Here is a 14,530-nt window from a genome sequence, read left to right on the forward strand (position 1 = left end):
GGTTGGGCGTTTAACGTCCGACGCGCTGGATCAGCCCGGCGATGCGATCCAGCCCGACCACTTCATCCACTCCGCCCAGTTCAATGGCTTCTTTGGGCATGCCAAACACCACGCAACTGGCTTCATCCTGGGCGTAGGTGGTTGCTCCGGTGTCGTGCATCTCTTTGAGGCCTTGCGCGCCATCATCACCCATGCCGGTCATGATGAAGCCCACCGCATTACGCCCGGCGCATTTGGCGACCGAACGAAACAACACATCCACAGAAGGCCGGTGACGGCTAACCAGCGGGCCGTCCACCACATCTACGTGATATTGCGCGCCACTGCGTTTGACCACCATGTGTTTGCCGCCCGGCGCGATCAACACCCGCCCTGGCACAATACGGTCGTTATGTTGCGCTTCCAGCACTTCAACCTCACACATGCCGTTAAGCCGGTCGGCAAAGCTTTTGGTGAATTTCTCCGGCATGTGCTGCACCACCACCACGCCGGGCGTGTTACGCGGCAATGCGGTGAGGATGACTTCCAGCGCCTGCGTGCCGCCGGTCGATGTACCGAGCGCGACGATTTTTTCAGTAGTGGGCAAAAACGCATTGGAGGTCGGCGCATTGAGCACGGCATCAGCGCTCAGTTTGGGGTTTTCCATACGCTCGCGAATTGCCCCTGCCGAAGTCGAGGATGAGGACGAGGACGAGGACGAGGACGATGCCGCTGATGCACGTGCGGGCATGCTGCGCAAATTGCTCACCCTGGCGCGGGATGCAGCGCGGATGGCGCTCACCAAGTCATTTGAGTTGTCTTGCAGAAAGTTACGCAAACCCAGTGTGGGCTTGGTGATGACACTCACCGCGCCCGCGGCCAGCGCTTCCATGGTGATGTCCGCGCCTTTTTGCGTCAGCGTGGAACAGATCACCACCGGCGTCGGATGCTCGACCATGATCTGTTTCAGAAAGGTGATGCCGTCCATGCGCGGCATTTCGATATCCAGCAGCAGCACATCGGGCCATTGGGTTTTCATGCGGGTCATGGCAAAGATCGGGTCAGGCGCGGTGCCGATCACCTCGATATCGTGATGGCGCGCCAGGATGTCCTGCACCACCTGGCGCACTACCGAAGAGTCGTCCACGATCATTACCTTGATTGCCATATCACATGCTCCTGACCGGTTTCACTACGCCAGTACCTTCTGCGCTCGCGGGCAGGCCGCGCCCGCGCCGTACCCAGACATCGCCGTTACCCAGTTCAAACCGCAGATAGCGGTAGCCAAACCCGGCCACATCCTGCCCCGCCACCGGCAGATTGAACTTGCGCAAGGCATCCAGTGCAAAGCGCACGTTGGCCTCGCCAATGCTGGCGCCGGGCAACTCGGTGGCAAAAATCCGGCCGCCGCCAAATACCTTGACCTGATAATCCCGCAGCTGTGTGTGGTGCAAGGCGATTTCCTCGACCAGGTACTGCAAGGCCTCATCACCGTAACGGCCATCTCCGGCCATGACCGGCGCTTTTTCGTGGATGCGGCCCGGCAACAAAAAGTGGCACATGCCACCCAGATGCAGCGCCGGGTGCCAGAACGTGACGGCCACGCATGACCCGAGCAAGGTTTCGATGCGTTGATCACCACGGCCAAAATAGATATCGCCGGGATTGACGAAAGTGCGCGGCGTACTCATGGCAGCTTGCGATAAACAGACGGTGAAACCATTTGCAACGGCAACTGGATGCCATGCAGTGATTCGGAATGCCCAACCAGCAACCAGCCGCCCGGACGCAGAAAATGCACCACTGAAGCCAGCACTTTGGCCTTGGTGGGCGCATCAAAATAGATGATCACATTGCGCAGAAAGATCACATCAAACGGCACCAGCCTGGCCGGTAAAGCCATCAGATTCAGTTGGGTAAATTGCACGCGATCACGCAAATGACGGCCGACCAGAAAGTAGCCTTCGTACTCGCCGGTACCACGCAAGCAATGGCGTTTGAGATCGGCCAGAGGGATGTTTTCACCGCGCACCATCGGGTACACACCGCGCCGCGCCGAATCCAGCACGCGCTGGCTGATGTCCGAACCCAGGATGTCCCACGGCGCGTCATGGCGTTCGTTATCCAGCAGCATGGCTATCGAATACGCTTCTTCGCCAGTGGAGCTGGCGGCACTCCAGATGCGCAAGGTTTCCCGCGCTGGCGTTTGCGGCAAAACGACTTCACTCAAGAACTTGAAATGGGCGGGCTCGCGAAAGAAGAACGTTTCGTTGGTGGTAATCAGGTCGATCGCCCGTTGCCGTTCTTGCGCTTCGCCTGGCGCGGCAATCAAGGTGTGATATGCCTTGAAACTGGGCAACCCGAGCGCGTGCAGCCGTCGGGAAAGACGGCTGGATAACAGCGCCCGTTTGGATTCGGGGAGATGCATGCCAATCTGCTGCATGAACAAGTCCCGGAACAAGCGCATTTCTTCGTCGCTCACGGGCGGCGGCAAAGTCACGGGTTCAGCCATTGCACTTCCTGAGTTGTCGATTTTGCCAACAGGCCAAGGCTGCGTATCAAAGCGGGTCAGAACCCTTCATCGGTGATGACGAGGGCAGCGGGTTCGGCCTCGGCCACAGCCTGGGCGTCATCCACTACCAGTTGCACGATTTCTTCTACCGACAACACCTGCTGGATATCCAGCGCAATCACAAAGCGTTCGCCCAGCCGCAGCATGCCCAGAATGAACTCGGCCCGAATGCGCGCACCGAAATCCGGACACGGTTCAATTTGCTGGTCTTCTACCGTCAGCACCTCATTGACCGCGTCAACAATAATGCCCAGCGGCAGCATGCGCCCGGCCTGTTCGACTTCCAGAATCACGTTACAGGTACGCCGGGTCATGACGGTTGCGGTTCGACCAAAACGGGCGGCCAGATCAATCACCGGCACCACGGCGCCACGCAGATTGATTACCCCGCGCAAAAACGACGGCATCAACGGAATCTCGGTCAGGCCGTTGAATTCAATAATCTCGCGGATATGTTCAATGGGGATGGCAAACAACTCCCCGGCCAGCGAGAACGTCAGAAACTGCTGGCTGACTTCGCTGGCCGCCGGCTGGCTGGTCCTGGCAACCGGCGCAATGCTACTGACCATGTTTTTCTCCTGAACTGCACCGGGAGCGATATCACCGCCAGTACCGCCGCAGCTCACGTATTGGCGGGGCAAAACCGCCATCAATCCATCATAGCTACGCGCATCTGAAAACCAGCCGCACCACGCTAGCCGGTATGCGCGTCCACGCTCAGGCCGATCAAATCAGACATCTCCTGCACCGACAGCACTTGCTGGATATCCAGCACGATCACAAAACGCTCATCCTGATTGAGCATGCCGACGATAAATTCCGCCCGCAGCCGCGCACCAAACTGCGGACGTGGCTCAATTTGCTGGCGCTCGGCAGTCAGCACCTCGTTTACGGTATCGACCAGCACGCCAATGGGCAGCATGCGCTGCGCCAGTTCAACTTCCAGAATCACCACGCAGGTGCGACGACCAATCGTGGTGCCTTCACGCCCGAAGCGCGCGGCCAGATCAATCACCGGCACCACCGCGCCGCGCAGGTTGATCACGCCGCGCAAGAAGGCGGGCATCAGCGGAATCGCCGTCAAGCCATTGAACTCGATGATTTCGCGGATATGTTCAATGGCGACCGCAAACAGCTCGCCTTCCAGCGAGAAAGTCAGAAACTGCAGATTCTCTGCTGCCAACAATGCCGGAGGGCCGCTGGCGGCGGTCACCGCTGCCGGACTGAGCATGGTGGCGCTCCCTAAAAGCGGGTAAAGGCGGATTCATCGACCGCTTCGTTGCCACGCCCGCCATAACCGCCCCGCGGAACTGCTGCTGCAGCCCGGCGCGCTGGCTGACGATGACTGGCACTGCTGCCACCGTCGGCCACGCGAAAGAAGCGGATCAACTCTTGCAACTGGATAGCCTGCGCGCTCATTTCCTCGGATGTAGACGACAATTGTTCAGAGGCCGAGGCGTTCATTTGCGTGGTTTGAGCCAGTTGCGATACCGCCGTGTTGATCTGGTCCAGCCCGCTGGCCTGTTCGCGCGATGCCGCCGAGATTTCCTGCACCAGATCAGCCGTTTTGCGGATCGCCGGGACCATCTGATCCAGCAAGCTACCGGCGCGTTCCGCCATCATCACGCTATTGGCCGCCACCGAACTGATCTCTTGCGCGGCCACTTGCGAACGCTCTGCCAGCTTGCGCACTTCAGCGGCCACCACGGCAAAGCCTTTGCCGTGCTCGCCCGCGCGCGCCGCTTCAATGGCGGCATTCAGCGCCAGCAGATTGGTCTGGTAGGCAATGTCATCGATGATGCCGATCTTGCCGGCAATTTGCTGCATGGCCTGCACCGTCTGTTTCACCGCATCACCGCCCTCGCCCGCATCGCTGGAAGACTTGGTCGCCATGCCGTCGGTAACGCGTGCGTTCTCGGAATTCTGCGAAACGGTGGAGGTGATTTCTTCCACCGCCGCGCTGGTTTCTTCCACGTTGGCCGCTTGCTCGGAGGCGTTCTGACTCAGCGCCTGGGCAGAGGCGGAGATTTCTTCTGAAGCCGACGCCAGCGCACTGGCCGAGGTCGAGACATCACTCATCACGCCAGTGAGTTTCTCAATCATGAGTTGAATACTGTAGAGCATCGATGTGGTATCGCCGGGCCGTACATCTACGCGCACGGTCAGGTCGCCGTCTGCCACTTGCTGCAAAATGCGCACCGCTTCGGTCGGCTCGCCGCCGACCTGACGGGTCACCATACGTGCCAGCAAAATGCCCATGGCAATCGAGAGGACAAATGCCACGATCACAATGGCGATGGTCATGTTGCGCACATTGGTGACGGTTTGCTGGTTGTTCTCGTTGGCGTCGTGCGCTTGTTTCTCGTTATCGGTGGAGATATCGCTGAGGATGCCGTCCATCTTGCTGACCATTTTGCGTAGATCATTGTTAACCAGCGGCTTTGCCTCTTCGGCATGGCCATCCAGGATCAGCTTGAGTGCTTTATCTGAGGCCGCAAAATAGTCTTGCAGCATGGGTTTGAGCGTTTCGCGCAGGCGTCCTTCATTTTCTGATGACGCGGTTTGCAGGTAGAGCGGCCAATATTTATTGAACGTGTCCGCATACTGTTGATAACGCACCGCAGCGTTGCGCAGTTCCTCGGTCTGGTCGGGTTGCGTCATCATCCGCACCACGGTACGGGCGTGTGCGCTCAGCGCGGTATTGGCCCGCCCCAGGTTGCTGATAGCCATCAAGTTTTCGGTATAGATGGCACTGCCACCGGCCCCCACGCGGGTGATGTTGATCAGGGCAAAGACCCCAATCAATAGCGTCAATAAAGACGCAATACAAAAGCCGATCAGCAGCTTGCTGCCCAGCCGCATTTGATTGATGGCATTCATGAGAACTCCCTGATCATCCGTTGCTTTTCTGGGGGGAAGCAAAGCCATTGGCGGCCTTGCCGGGGTGCGGTACGGCTTGTTGCACCATGGCTTGATGCACCAGATTCGGTACATCCAGAATCAGCGCCACCTTGCCATCGCCCAGGATGGTGGAACCGCTGATGCTTTTTATCCTGCTGAACAATTCGCCCAAAGGTTTGATCACCGCCTGGAATTCGCCCAGCAAGCGATCAACCACCAGCCCGGCGCGTTGCTGGCCAAACTGCACCACCACCAGGCTTTCCCGGCCCTGTTCCAGCCGGGGCATTTCAAACAGATCGCGCAAGCGCAAGTACGGCAGCGGCTCGCCTCTGAGTTTGACGATATCGTGATGCCCGTCCTGGCCTGCCAGATCGATGCACTCGATGACCAGATCCAGCGGAATCACAAACACCGCGTCATGCACCATGACCTGGAAGCCATCGATAATGGCCAGCGTCAACGGCAGGCGAATGCGTACGGTGGTGCCGACGCCTTCGGTGCTGAGAATCTCCACTTCGCCACGCAGCGACTCGATGTTCTTGCGCACCACATCCATGCCCACGCCGCGGCCAGACAAGTTGGTGATTTGCTCGGCAGTGGAAAAACCCGGTTCAAAGATCAGCCGGAAAATCTCGTGTTCGGCCAGAATCTGCTCCGGCGCGACCAGCCCGCGCTCCACCGCCTTGGCCAGAATGCGCGCGGTGTTCAGGCCGCGACCATCGTCCGAGACTTCGATCACAATGCTGCCGGACTCGTGATAGGCGTTCAGCCGCAGCGTGCCCGCGGCCGCTTTGCCTGCTTGAATACGCGCTTCGGTGGCTTCAATGCCGTGGTCCATGGCATTGCGCACAATATGCATGAGCGGATCGGCCAGTCGTTCCACCATGCTTTTATCGAGTTCCGTATCCGCCCCGGTCACCACCAGTTCAATCTCTTTTCCCAGTTCCAGCGAGATATCCCGCACCACGCGCGGAAAGCGCTGGAACACTTCGCCGATGGGCACCATGCGCAAGTTGAGCGCGGCGTCACGGATGTGTTCGACCAGTTCCGAGATGGATTGCACGGCCTCTTCAAACTGCGAATCCTTGCGCTTGCTGGCAATCAGCGAAGCCCCGGCCCCGGCAATCACCAACTCTCCGACCAGATCAATCAGTTGATCCAGCTTGGAGACCTCAACCTTGATGAACTTCTGTTCATAGCCCCGCTTTTCTTCGCCGGGACGATTGGTCGGCACAGCGGCCTTGAGGAGCGAATCCACCGCCAGCACTTGCGCCACGGCGGTGACCTCTTCGCCCCCCCCTTCGGGTGCCAGCGCCTGTGCCAGTTCGTCGGCGGTCAGACTGCCTTGCGCCAATAGCTCTGCCACCCGTTCCGGCTCGGCAACCTCGGCCAGCAATGCACGATATTCGGCAATTGGCGCATGCGGGGCCAATAGATGGATGGTTGCGTCATCGCGGATAAAATCGAACACCGAGTCGATGCTGGCACGATCGGCAGTGGAAACCAGATCAAGCTCGTACCCCAGATAATGTTGTTCCGGGTCCAGTTCAGCCAGCGCGGGCACACCCTCGGTCAAGGTATGCAGATTAACGATGGTGCCGACGTTGCCCAGGTATTGCAGGAAAGACAGAGGGTCCAGACCCATGCGCAGCACGTCGGGCGAAAAGCGCAGCGACAAATGCCAGTTGTCGTTGGCCACGCCATCAGCAGCCACCACCTCTGGCAATACATCGTCGACGGCCTCTACCGGAGCGGTTTCAGCCGCCGCAGCTACCGAGGGAATCTCTCCCAGCAAACCATTCAGCTGTTGTTCCAGCCCGGCGCGGCGTGTTTCATCGGGTTCAATTTCTTCAGTCCGATCAGCAATGGCATCGACCAATTGCGCGATGTAATCGCCGCAATTGAGCAGCAGCGACAACATCGGACCATCAATTGGCAATTTGCCGTTGCGCACGCGGTCGAGCACGCTTTCCACGATATGGGTAAAGCTGACGATGCGATTGAATGCGAACAGCCCGGCGGAGCCCTTGATGGTGTGCGCGGCGCGAAAAATGGCGTTGATGGCCTCGCTGTCGGCACCGCTGGTTTCAATTTGCAGCAGCGCACTTTCCATTGCGCTGAGTAATTCGCGCGCTTCTTGCACCAGCGCGTCACGGGCCATATCCATATCCATGCTCAGCCCTCCTCAACCAGCACTACCGGTCCCGCCAGCAGCCGATCGGCCAGATTCAGCAATTGCGCCACCGCCAGAAATTGCGGGCTGGGCTGGGTACAGATCACCGTTTTGTCCTGGCGGCGGGCTTCTTGCTGCAAGGCCAATAACAACTGGATGCCGGTGCTGTCGATTTCCTCAACGCTGGACAGATCGATTTCCAGTGCCGGTTCGGGCAGCGCCAGCGCCTGCAGCAAGGTGTCTTTGAGTTCAGCCGCCCGGAAAATGGTGATCTCACCTTCAAATTTGCAGGTGGCAACTGGCCCGGCGGAGTCCACTGGCATCATCGCTGGCTCCTAAGCCATGATCAGTTTGGAGACGGCATCGAGCAGCACCGGCGGCTGAAACGGCTTGATCACCCACGCCCGTACTCCCGCCGCCCGACCTTCGGCCTTCTTGGTTTCGTCGCCTTCGGTGGTGAGCATGATGATCGGCGTGAACTTGTAGTTGGGCAGCAACTTGGCCGCTTTGACAAAGCTGATGCCATCCATGTTGGGCATGTTCACGTCAGAGATGATCAGATTGAATTTACGGCCATCGAGTTTGGTCAGCGCGTCTTTACCATCGACCGCTTCCACCACGTCGTAGCCAGCACTTTTCAGGGCGATACCCAATGTCTGGCGCAAGCTGAAAGAGTCATCGACGATGAGGATGGTCTTGGCCATGAAGAGGTCCTTGGGAAAAGGTCAGTCAATGTAATCAGGGGGGTTCAGTGGCTGGATTAACCGGGCCAGGCTAAAAGAATTCAATGGATGATGACGAGGCCGCCGCCGCATTCGCTTGCTGCCCGTGATGCACAGAGCGCTGTTCCAGCGTGGTGTAAGAGCGCTCCAGTTCGGCCAGCCATGCGCGCTGTTCCGGCAACAATTGCTGGCCTTGCAACAGGCTGGCGAGCTTTTGCATATCCAGCGTGACGTGTTCCAGAATCTGGCTGATGCGATCCTGAAACTGCAGATTAACCAGCACTTCCTGCACTTCTTGTTCCACCGAGCGGCTTTCGGCCTCCAGTTGCCCCACCGTGCCCGCCAGTTGCTCGGCGGCTTGCTGGAAGTTCTCCACCACGCCGGTAATGACATGCTGCGAGTTGGCAATCATCACGGCTTCTTCTTTGGAGATTTCGCTGGCGGAGTGCAGCGCGGCTTCGATGGTGTGATTGATGGATTCAATCTTGGTGGCAATGCGCTTGCCGGTGTCGCCCGACATATTGGACAGCTTGCGTACTTCATCGGCCACCACCGCAAACCCGCGGCCCGCCTCACCGGCCCGCGCGGCTTCAATGGCAGCGTTCAGCGCCAGCAAATTGGTTTGCCCGGCAATTTGCGCCACGTCAGCGGCCATTTTCTGGAGTTCGGCGTTGAATTCGCCCAGACCTTCTATTTCATGCAGCAGCAATTCACGCGCATGCAGCACTTGTTCCAGCGCGCGCACAATGCCATCCAGTTGGGTGCGGGATTCATCGATCATGCGCACCATGGCGCCGCCGCCACTAGCCGATGCCAGCTCAACCGTACCGCCCAGGCGTTGGTTGATTCCGGCAAAGCGCACCACCAGGTTATCTACGGCCTCGCGGGTTTGCCCGCGCGCCAGCTCGATATTGCGGCACCACAACGGCACCACGCCGGTGACCAGATCAGGCAATTGGGCATATCGGGTGAGTTCGGAATCGACCTGGACAATGGGTTCCAGGCTGCGAACCTCACGCGCGGCCAGGCTGGATAGCTGGCTGACCAGTAGCCAGGCAAGGGCGCCCACCACCAGCCCGAGTATCAAGCCGTACCACCAGATACTGGCGATCAAACAGCTCACGGCCAGATTGATCAGACCGAGCGCCAATAATGCGATGTGCTGTTGTTTCACCTTGCCCCCCTTCTGCACCAGACCCAGCTCCGTCGGCCCAGCTTGCGCCTTGGCGGCGGCAACACTGGTGACTGATCTACATCGATCACGAACACGCTGGCACGCTGTAATTAGTGCGCGGTTGATGGCGCAACCAGACTCCTGCAGCAGACATCATCCGTAAGCCTGAACAGGAAAACTCAATCAGCGCATCATGGTTTTGTAATTTTATACGGCAGTATTTATGAGAGTAATCAGGCGCGCTGATAAAGCAAGGAACACCGGTAAATATTGTTTCCGGCCGCCCATTGAGCAACAAGTAAGCCGATGAAATAAATCGATAAAAAAGCACCTACCGACTGCTACCGCTGGTCCTGTTTTCGGTCACTGCAACTCGCCAGCCAACTGCCAAGCAACAAGCTGCAGACATAACGGCGCAGCGCTTTTGCTGACACGTGTTAAAAGTTAGTCACCATTTTCAGCGGATCAGGTAAAGCGGCTTGCCCCATTTCTTGTGCCCCCTGAAGACGGATTTGAAGCCAACCAATCATCACCGACGTCAGGCCTGGCGACGCGCGGCATTTACTATGGCGCCCAAACCAGAACCGGATACATGATGAAATATTCAACGCCCTCCGCGCCGACCCGATCCGCTCGACAAACCCGCCAACTGGCTTTGGCTTTAACGCTGCAAGCCACTTTGCTGCTGGCCGCTTGCGGCGGCGGTGGTGGTTCGGATTCAACAACTTCGACGCCGACAGCCACGCCGACGCCAGTACCCGTTGCAACGCCCACGCCAACACCAACGCCTGTGGGCAATGCCAGCGGTACCGCTTTCGCCCCGATCGATACCAGCAACCGGGCCGAGGTCATCGCACGGTATCAGGATTCGTTTTTGCCATTGCAGCAAACCGCTTTCAGCTGGACCGGCAATGTCGGCAGTTGCCTGGCTGGCGACACGCCCCTGGCCTATAAAAACGCCGAAGTCCGCCTGCTGAATTATTACCGCGCCATGGCCGGTGAAAGCGGCAATGTCACCTTGTCCTTGCCGCTGGCCGCCAAGGCGCAGCAAGCCGCACTGATGATGGACGCCAACAGCGCGCTCAATCACTCGCCACCCACCAGCTGGACTTGTTACACCGCAGATGGCGCCACTGCCGCCGGTAGTTCCAATCTGGCGCTCGGCTCGCCCACATTGAATAGCGGCATTGGCGGCCCGGGCTTGTACATCAAGGATTCCGGCGTCAGTTCGCTGGGGCATCGGCGCTGGGTACTGTATTCGCGTCTGGCCATCGTCGGGCCTGGCGATACCCCACGTGCCAACGCGCTGTGGGTGCTCGGCAATGATGGCCCGGCAGTGACGCTTGCGAATGGCGTGGCGTGGCCACCGGCTGGTTACGTCCCGGTAGACAGCCACATTGCTGATCCCGCTATGCAATGGTCGTTTTCTTATCCAGGCGCCGATTTCTCGGCGGCGACCGTCACGGTGCAAGATGATGCGGGCAATCCAGTGGCTTTGACCGGTGTCGGCCAATTACCCAATGGTTACGGTGACAACACCCTGAGCTGGTCGCTAAGCACTTCCGCCAGCGGCTGGTCACGCTTGCCTGCCGACACCAAACTGAGCGTGAGCATCGCCAATGTCATGATCGGCGGCAGCGCACGCAGCTTCAGTTACACCGTGACTTTTGTGCAGCCCTGAGCCCCAGGGCGCTTGTCTGGCCTGAGCGGATGATCCCGGCTCAGGCTGGCACCAGGCGATAACGGCCAATTTCGGCGGTCAGGCGCGCCACAATAAGCTTGAGTTCGTCCGCCGATCTGGCTGTACTTTGTGCCGCCTCGCTGTTTTGTTCGGTCATTTGTGCGACCGATTCGACCTGATTGGCGATGACATTGCTGGCGGTGCTTTGCTCGGCAATGGCATTGGTAATCTGCCCGACCAAATCCACCGCAACGCTGGACGACTCGCGGATGGTGGCGATCGAGCTTTCTGCCTGCGCCGCACGGCCTACGGCTGAACGCGCAACTTCCACTGCGCCAGACATCTGCTTGTTGGCGTCCAGACTGGTGTCCTTCATCTTCTGAATGATCTTGCCAATTTCCACGGTCGAAGATGCTGTGCGTTCGGCCAGTTTGCGCACTTCATCGGCCACCACGGCAAAACCACGACCCGCGTCACCTGCACGGGCGGCTTCAATGGCCGCGTTCAGCGCCAGCAAATTGGTCTGCTCGGCCACATCCTTGATGACCTTGAGTACTGAGTCGACCTGCAAGCTGCTGCCTTCTACTTCTTCGACCTTGGTGGCAACGGTTTCAATGGTGCGCTGAACTTCGCGGATGTCGCTGGTGGTCTGGCCGATAACCCGCTCGCCTTCAGATGCCAGTTCGCCCGAGCGTGACGACGCATTGGCCGCCTGGCGAGCCTGATCTGCCACGTGGTTGATACTGACGGTGACCTCCTCGACCGCCGCCGCCATATTGCTGGCCGCGTCACTTTGCCGCCGGGAACTGGTGGCAACCTCGTTGGCAGTGCCAGACATGGTACTGGCCATGGTGGACACCTCGCCGGTGGCAAAGAGAATTTGCTGCATGCTGCGTTCAACCGTCTCGAGCAAGTGGTTGACTGCGGTGACCGTCTGCCCAATTTCGTCTTTTGAGGTGGCGGGCGAGCGCTTGGTGAAATCCAGACTTTGCGAGATGTCCTGCAGCAAAGTACGCAAGCTGGAAACCGGTCCGGTAATGCCGCGATACAACCAGATGCCAATGCCCAAGACCGCGAGAATAGTCACCAGACTGACCATAATCAGCGTGATCCTTGATGCCGAAATAGTGCTGTACGCCGCCTGCTTGGCTTGCTCACCCAGCCCGTCGTTGTATTTGGTCCAGGCATCCAGACCATCGTCCAGTTGTTTGTCCAGTGGCAGCACTTGCTCAGTCAGAAGTTGCCGGGCTTTGTCAGCCTGCCCCGCTTTAGCCAACGCCATGTATTGGTCCACGCCACCCAGCCAGCGGTTGAACAACGCCAGGTTGGCTTCCAGCATCCCCTTGTCTTTCTCATCCGAGATCATGCTGTGATTGTACTTTTTGAAAAGCACGGCCACCTGGGTGCGCAGTTCCGCCATGTGCGCATCCTGCGCCTGTTGGCCGCCGTCTTGCCGCAGCAATTCTTCCACCGCCAGTTTGGTACGACTGATGTTGAGCTGAATGGCAGCGATGGTGGCTTCGCTGGGTAGTGTGTTATCGGCAATGTCTTGCAGATTGCCCGTGAGACGGCTGAAAGAAACAAAGGCGCAGGCGGCGAGCACCACCAGGCCCATCACGGCAAGGGCAAGAAGAGACGCAATGCGGGTGCTGATATTCATGAGCCTGCTCCTGGCATATCTGATTTTTGTAATGCGCGTGTTCAAGCCCGACGACACGTGACTGGAGGTCGTGGCGAGAGAGAACAGGCGTTGCAAGGGCGGCTGACGTTCGGTTTTGCACCGTTATTGCTGCAATCTAGCAGGTGGATGGCGTTCGCACCTGGAATCCGGAGTGGCACATTCTGGAGGGCTAGCCCGGAGGGGGTGTCGGTGCTTAGCTGCCCAGCACTGCCCGGACAAACTCGCCTTTGGCATCGGTATAGGCCTCGCGGTCATCGTCGAACTGCTGCGCCAGTTGCGTCTTGAGCGCGGCGTATTGCGCGGCGAGTTGGGGGTTATGGCGCAGCGCGTCGCGAAACTGCAGACGCTCTTGCCATTGAGTCGAGCCGTAGACGACCACATGCAAATGATGGGTACGCACGCCTTCAGACCAGCGCATGAACCATTGCCGATCGGTGAGTGAAGCGTTGAATTGCGCGGAGGTGGTGTAGCCGGCGTTGCACAGCGGCCCGTTCAGTCCCACCGCGACCGGCATGGACTCGACTCCGGCGAGGATGTCGATCACCGGTTTGGCGAGCATATTGGGGATGGCTGTGCTGCCGATGTGCTGGATATCGAGGAATATCGGGCCGAACAGCTGCCTTAGCCGTTCCTGCTCCCGGGCAAACAATATCGGCCAGTTGGGGTCATAAGGCACCAGCGCCACCTGCTGATTGATGGCCTGGTGCAATGACTCTTCGGGCGTCATTGCTGTTGTTCAAACCACTTTGGATTGCAGCGCACCGACGCCCAGGACAGCGCTTCCAGCCAGACTAGCAGCGCCAGGACGCGAACGGCAAACAGGAGTGTCATCTGGCATTTCCGGGATTACGATCAACCCGTCACACTACCAGCCCGCTATGCGCGGCGACAACTCGCCAGGCCGTGCGGTCGGCAGTCAAGGCCCAAACCCGCGTAAACCGGAAATCACCATTGGCCGGTTGACCCGCGTAAATCCCGGCTATCTGGGCGCGCACCGACACCACGCCCATATCGCCGTGCGTGTGCACCTGTTGCTCGCTCAGGGTGAGCGTATGAATCTGTAATTGTCCCGAACGGTGGGCATCCAGATCATCTTGCAGGCTGACCCGCTGGCCCAGATGATTGGTAAAAATCAGCTCGGGCGCCAGTAGGGCTTGGAGCGTGGCGATGTCGGAGTCGAGCATGGCCTGGCGCAATTGTTCTTCTGCCGCCAGAATCTGCGTCTGCGCCACTTGCTGCATGACATTAATGGATTCGGCAGGCTCAGTCATCGCGAGTCAGCACTTCGAGCAATTCAATTTCAAAAACCAGATTCGAATTGGGCGTGATATGCGCCCCGATCTGCCTTTCGCCATAGGCCAGATGGGCTGGTACAAACAACTTGCGCTTGCCGCCCACCCTCATGCCCATCAAGCCTTGATCCCAGCCCTTGATTACGCGACCGGTGCCAATCACGCACTGAAACGGCTGACCACGCTCGTACGACGAATCAAAACAGGTGCCATCTTCCAGAAACCCGCTGTACTGCGTGGTAATCAGCGCGCCCTTGACCGCCGCCTTGCCGTCACCCACGGTGATATCTTCAATTTGTAATTCAGTGCTCATTCAACAAGTTCCGTTCTTCGTTTGTATTGCCCGTGCAATCCA

General features: G+C 58.7%; 15 protein-coding genes. 1 reads left to right on the forward strand and 14 read right to left on the reverse strand.

The window, feature by feature from the left end; genetic code table 11:
* Window positions 1-10: 10 nt before the first annotated feature.
* From P4L78_RS22430 to P4L78_RS22475, 10 genes are all read right to left on the reverse strand, one after another.
* Entirely contained in the window at window positions 11-1,147 is a 1,137-nt protein-coding gene (locus tag P4L78_RS22430; protein WP_309330883.1) for a chemotaxis response regulator protein-glutamate methylesterase, read from the reverse strand.
* 1 nt (window position 1,148) lies between these two features.
* Window positions 1,149-1,670 carry a chemotaxis protein CheD gene (locus P4L78_RS22435; RefSeq protein WP_283148034.1) on the reverse strand — a complete coding sequence of 174 codons (522 nt, stop codon included), beginning with the start codon at window positions 1,668-1,670 and terminating at the stop codon, window positions 1,149-1,151.
* Entirely contained in the window at window positions 1,667-2,491 is an 825-nt protein-coding gene (locus P4L78_RS22440) for a CheR family methyltransferase (protein ID WP_309330885.1), read from the reverse strand. The genes P4L78_RS22435 and P4L78_RS22440 overlap by 4 nt, the downstream gene beginning before the upstream one ends.
* Before the next feature lie 56 nt (window positions 2,492-2,547).
* Window positions 2,548-3,120, reverse strand: a complete 573-nt coding sequence (locus P4L78_RS22445; RefSeq protein ID WP_309330888.1) for a chemotaxis protein CheW — start codon at window positions 3,118-3,120, stop codon at window positions 2,548-2,550.
* A 125-nt stretch (window positions 3,121-3,245) separates the two neighbouring features.
* The gene (locus tag P4L78_RS22450) at window positions 3,246-3,782 is read right to left on the reverse strand and encodes a chemotaxis protein CheW (RefSeq protein WP_283148031.1); all 537 of its coding nucleotides are present in this window, start codon (window positions 3,780-3,782) and stop codon (window positions 3,246-3,248) included.
* A gap of 11 nt (window positions 3,783-3,793) precedes the next feature.
* A complete protein-coding gene (locus P4L78_RS22455) occupies window positions 3,794-5,431 on the reverse strand; it encodes a methyl-accepting chemotaxis protein (protein WP_309330891.1) in 1,638 nt (545 codons plus the stop codon).
* A gap of 13 nt (window positions 5,432-5,444) precedes the next feature.
* The gene (locus tag P4L78_RS22460; protein ID WP_309330893.1) at window positions 5,445-7,625 is read right to left on the reverse strand and encodes a chemotaxis protein CheA; all 2,181 of its coding nucleotides are present in this window, start codon (window positions 7,623-7,625) and stop codon (window positions 5,445-5,447) included.
* Between the two features lie 2 nt (window positions 7,626-7,627).
* A complete protein-coding gene (locus P4L78_RS22465) occupies window positions 7,628-7,951 on the reverse strand; it encodes an STAS domain-containing protein (RefSeq protein WP_309330895.1) in 324 nt (107 codons plus the stop codon).
* 9 nt (window positions 7,952-7,960) lie between these two features.
* On the reverse strand, window positions 7,961-8,329 hold the full coding sequence (locus tag P4L78_RS22470) for a response regulator (RefSeq protein ID WP_283148028.1): 369 nt from the start codon (window positions 8,327-8,329) through the stop codon (window positions 7,961-7,963).
* A gap of 70 nt (window positions 8,330-8,399) precedes the next feature.
* The gene (locus tag P4L78_RS22475; protein ID WP_283148027.1) at window positions 8,400-9,521 is read right to left on the reverse strand and encodes a methyl-accepting chemotaxis protein; all 1,122 of its coding nucleotides are present in this window, start codon (window positions 9,519-9,521) and stop codon (window positions 8,400-8,402) included.
* Between the two features lie 592 nt (window positions 9,522-10,113).
* On the opposite strand from P4L78_RS22475, the gene P4L78_RS22480 reads away from it, so the two are divergent.
* Window positions 10,114-11,202 carry a CAP domain-containing protein gene (locus P4L78_RS22480; RefSeq protein ID WP_309330898.1) on the forward strand — a complete coding sequence of 363 codons (1,089 nt, stop codon included), beginning with the start codon at window positions 10,114-10,116 and terminating at the stop codon, window positions 11,200-11,202.
* A 40-nt stretch (window positions 11,203-11,242) separates the two neighbouring features.
* Here P4L78_RS22480 and P4L78_RS22485 read toward each other — a convergent pair whose 3' ends face one another.
* The 4 genes from P4L78_RS22485 to P4L78_RS22500 form a co-directional block, all read right to left on the reverse strand.
* Window positions 11,243-12,862 (reverse strand): methyl-accepting chemotaxis protein, encoded by a 1,620-nt coding sequence (locus tag P4L78_RS22485; RefSeq protein WP_309330900.1) that lies wholly within the window; start codon window positions 12,860-12,862, stop codon window positions 11,243-11,245.
* Between the two features lie 214 nt (window positions 12,863-13,076).
* The gene (locus tag P4L78_RS22490) at window positions 13,077-13,610 is read right to left on the reverse strand and encodes a GrpB family protein (RefSeq protein ID WP_309330902.1); all 534 of its coding nucleotides are present in this window, start codon (window positions 13,608-13,610) and stop codon (window positions 13,077-13,079) included.
* A gap of 133 nt (window positions 13,611-13,743) precedes the next feature.
* Window positions 13,744-14,154, reverse strand: a complete 411-nt coding sequence (locus tag P4L78_RS22495; RefSeq protein ID WP_309330903.1) for a nuclear transport factor 2 family protein — start codon at window positions 14,152-14,154, stop codon at window positions 13,744-13,746.
* Window positions 14,147-14,488: an FKBP-type peptidyl-prolyl cis-trans isomerase gene (locus P4L78_RS22500; protein WP_309330905.1), complete on the reverse strand. Its 342-nt coding sequence runs from the start codon at window positions 14,486-14,488 to the stop codon at window positions 14,147-14,149. Before P4L78_RS22500 ends, P4L78_RS22495 begins: the two co-directional genes overlap by 8 nt.
* Window positions 14,489-14,530 lie beyond the last annotated feature (42 nt).

The organism is Silvimonas sp. (assembly GCF_031291215.1).
GTDB lineage: Bacteria > Pseudomonadota > Gammaproteobacteria > Burkholderiales > Chitinibacteraceae > Silvimonas > Silvimonas soli.

Excerpts from the sequence above, each read along its gene's own strand:
- P4L78_RS22500 (WP_309330905.1), bottom strand. The coding sequence starts at position 14,488 with ATGAGCACTGAATTACAAATTGAAGATATCACCGTGGGTGACGGCAAG.
- P4L78_RS22435 (WP_283148034.1), bottom strand. The coding sequence starts at position 1,670 with ATGAGTACGCCGCGCACTTTCGTCAATCCCGGCGATATCTATTTTGGC.
- P4L78_RS22430 (WP_309330883.1), bottom strand. The coding sequence starts at position 1,147 with ATGGCAATCAAGGTAATGATCGTGGACGACTCTTCGGTAGTGCGCCAG.
- P4L78_RS22485 (WP_309330900.1), bottom strand. The coding sequence starts at position 12,862 with ATGAATATCAGCACCCGCATTGCGTCTCTTCTTGCCCTTGCCGTGATG.
- P4L78_RS22455 (WP_309330891.1), bottom strand. The coding sequence starts at position 5,431 with ATGAATGCCATCAATCAAATGCGGCTGGGCAGCAAGCTGCTGATCGGC.
- P4L78_RS22480 (WP_309330898.1), top strand. The coding sequence starts at position 10,114 with ATGATGAAATATTCAACGCCCTCCGCGCCGACCCGATCCGCTCGACAA.
- P4L78_RS22440 (WP_309330885.1), bottom strand. The coding sequence starts at position 2,491 with ATGGCTGAACCCGTGACTTTGCCGCCGCCCGTGAGCGACGAAGAAATG.
- P4L78_RS22490 (WP_309330902.1), bottom strand. The coding sequence starts at position 13,610 with ATGACGCCCGAAGAGTCATTGCACCAGGCCATCAATCAGCAGGTGGCG.
- P4L78_RS22495 (WP_309330903.1), bottom strand. The coding sequence starts at position 14,154 with ATGACTGAGCCTGCCGAATCCATTAATGTCATGCAGCAAGTGGCGCAG.
- P4L78_RS22460 (WP_309330893.1), bottom strand. The coding sequence starts at position 7,625 with ATGGATATGGATATGGCCCGTGACGCGCTGGTGCAAGAAGCGCGCGAA.
- P4L78_RS22450 (WP_283148031.1), bottom strand. The coding sequence starts at position 3,782 with ATGCTCAGTCCGGCAGCGGTGACCGCCGCCAGCGGCCCTCCGGCATTG.
- P4L78_RS22465 (WP_309330895.1), bottom strand. The coding sequence starts at position 7,951 with ATGATGCCAGTGGACTCCGCCGGGCCAGTTGCCACCTGCAAATTTGAA.
- P4L78_RS22470 (WP_283148028.1), bottom strand. The coding sequence starts at position 8,329 with ATGGCCAAGACCATCCTCATCGTCGATGACTCTTTCAGCTTGCGCCAG.
- P4L78_RS22445 (WP_309330888.1), bottom strand. The coding sequence starts at position 3,120 with ATGGTCAGTAGCATTGCGCCGGTTGCCAGGACCAGCCAGCCGGCGGCC.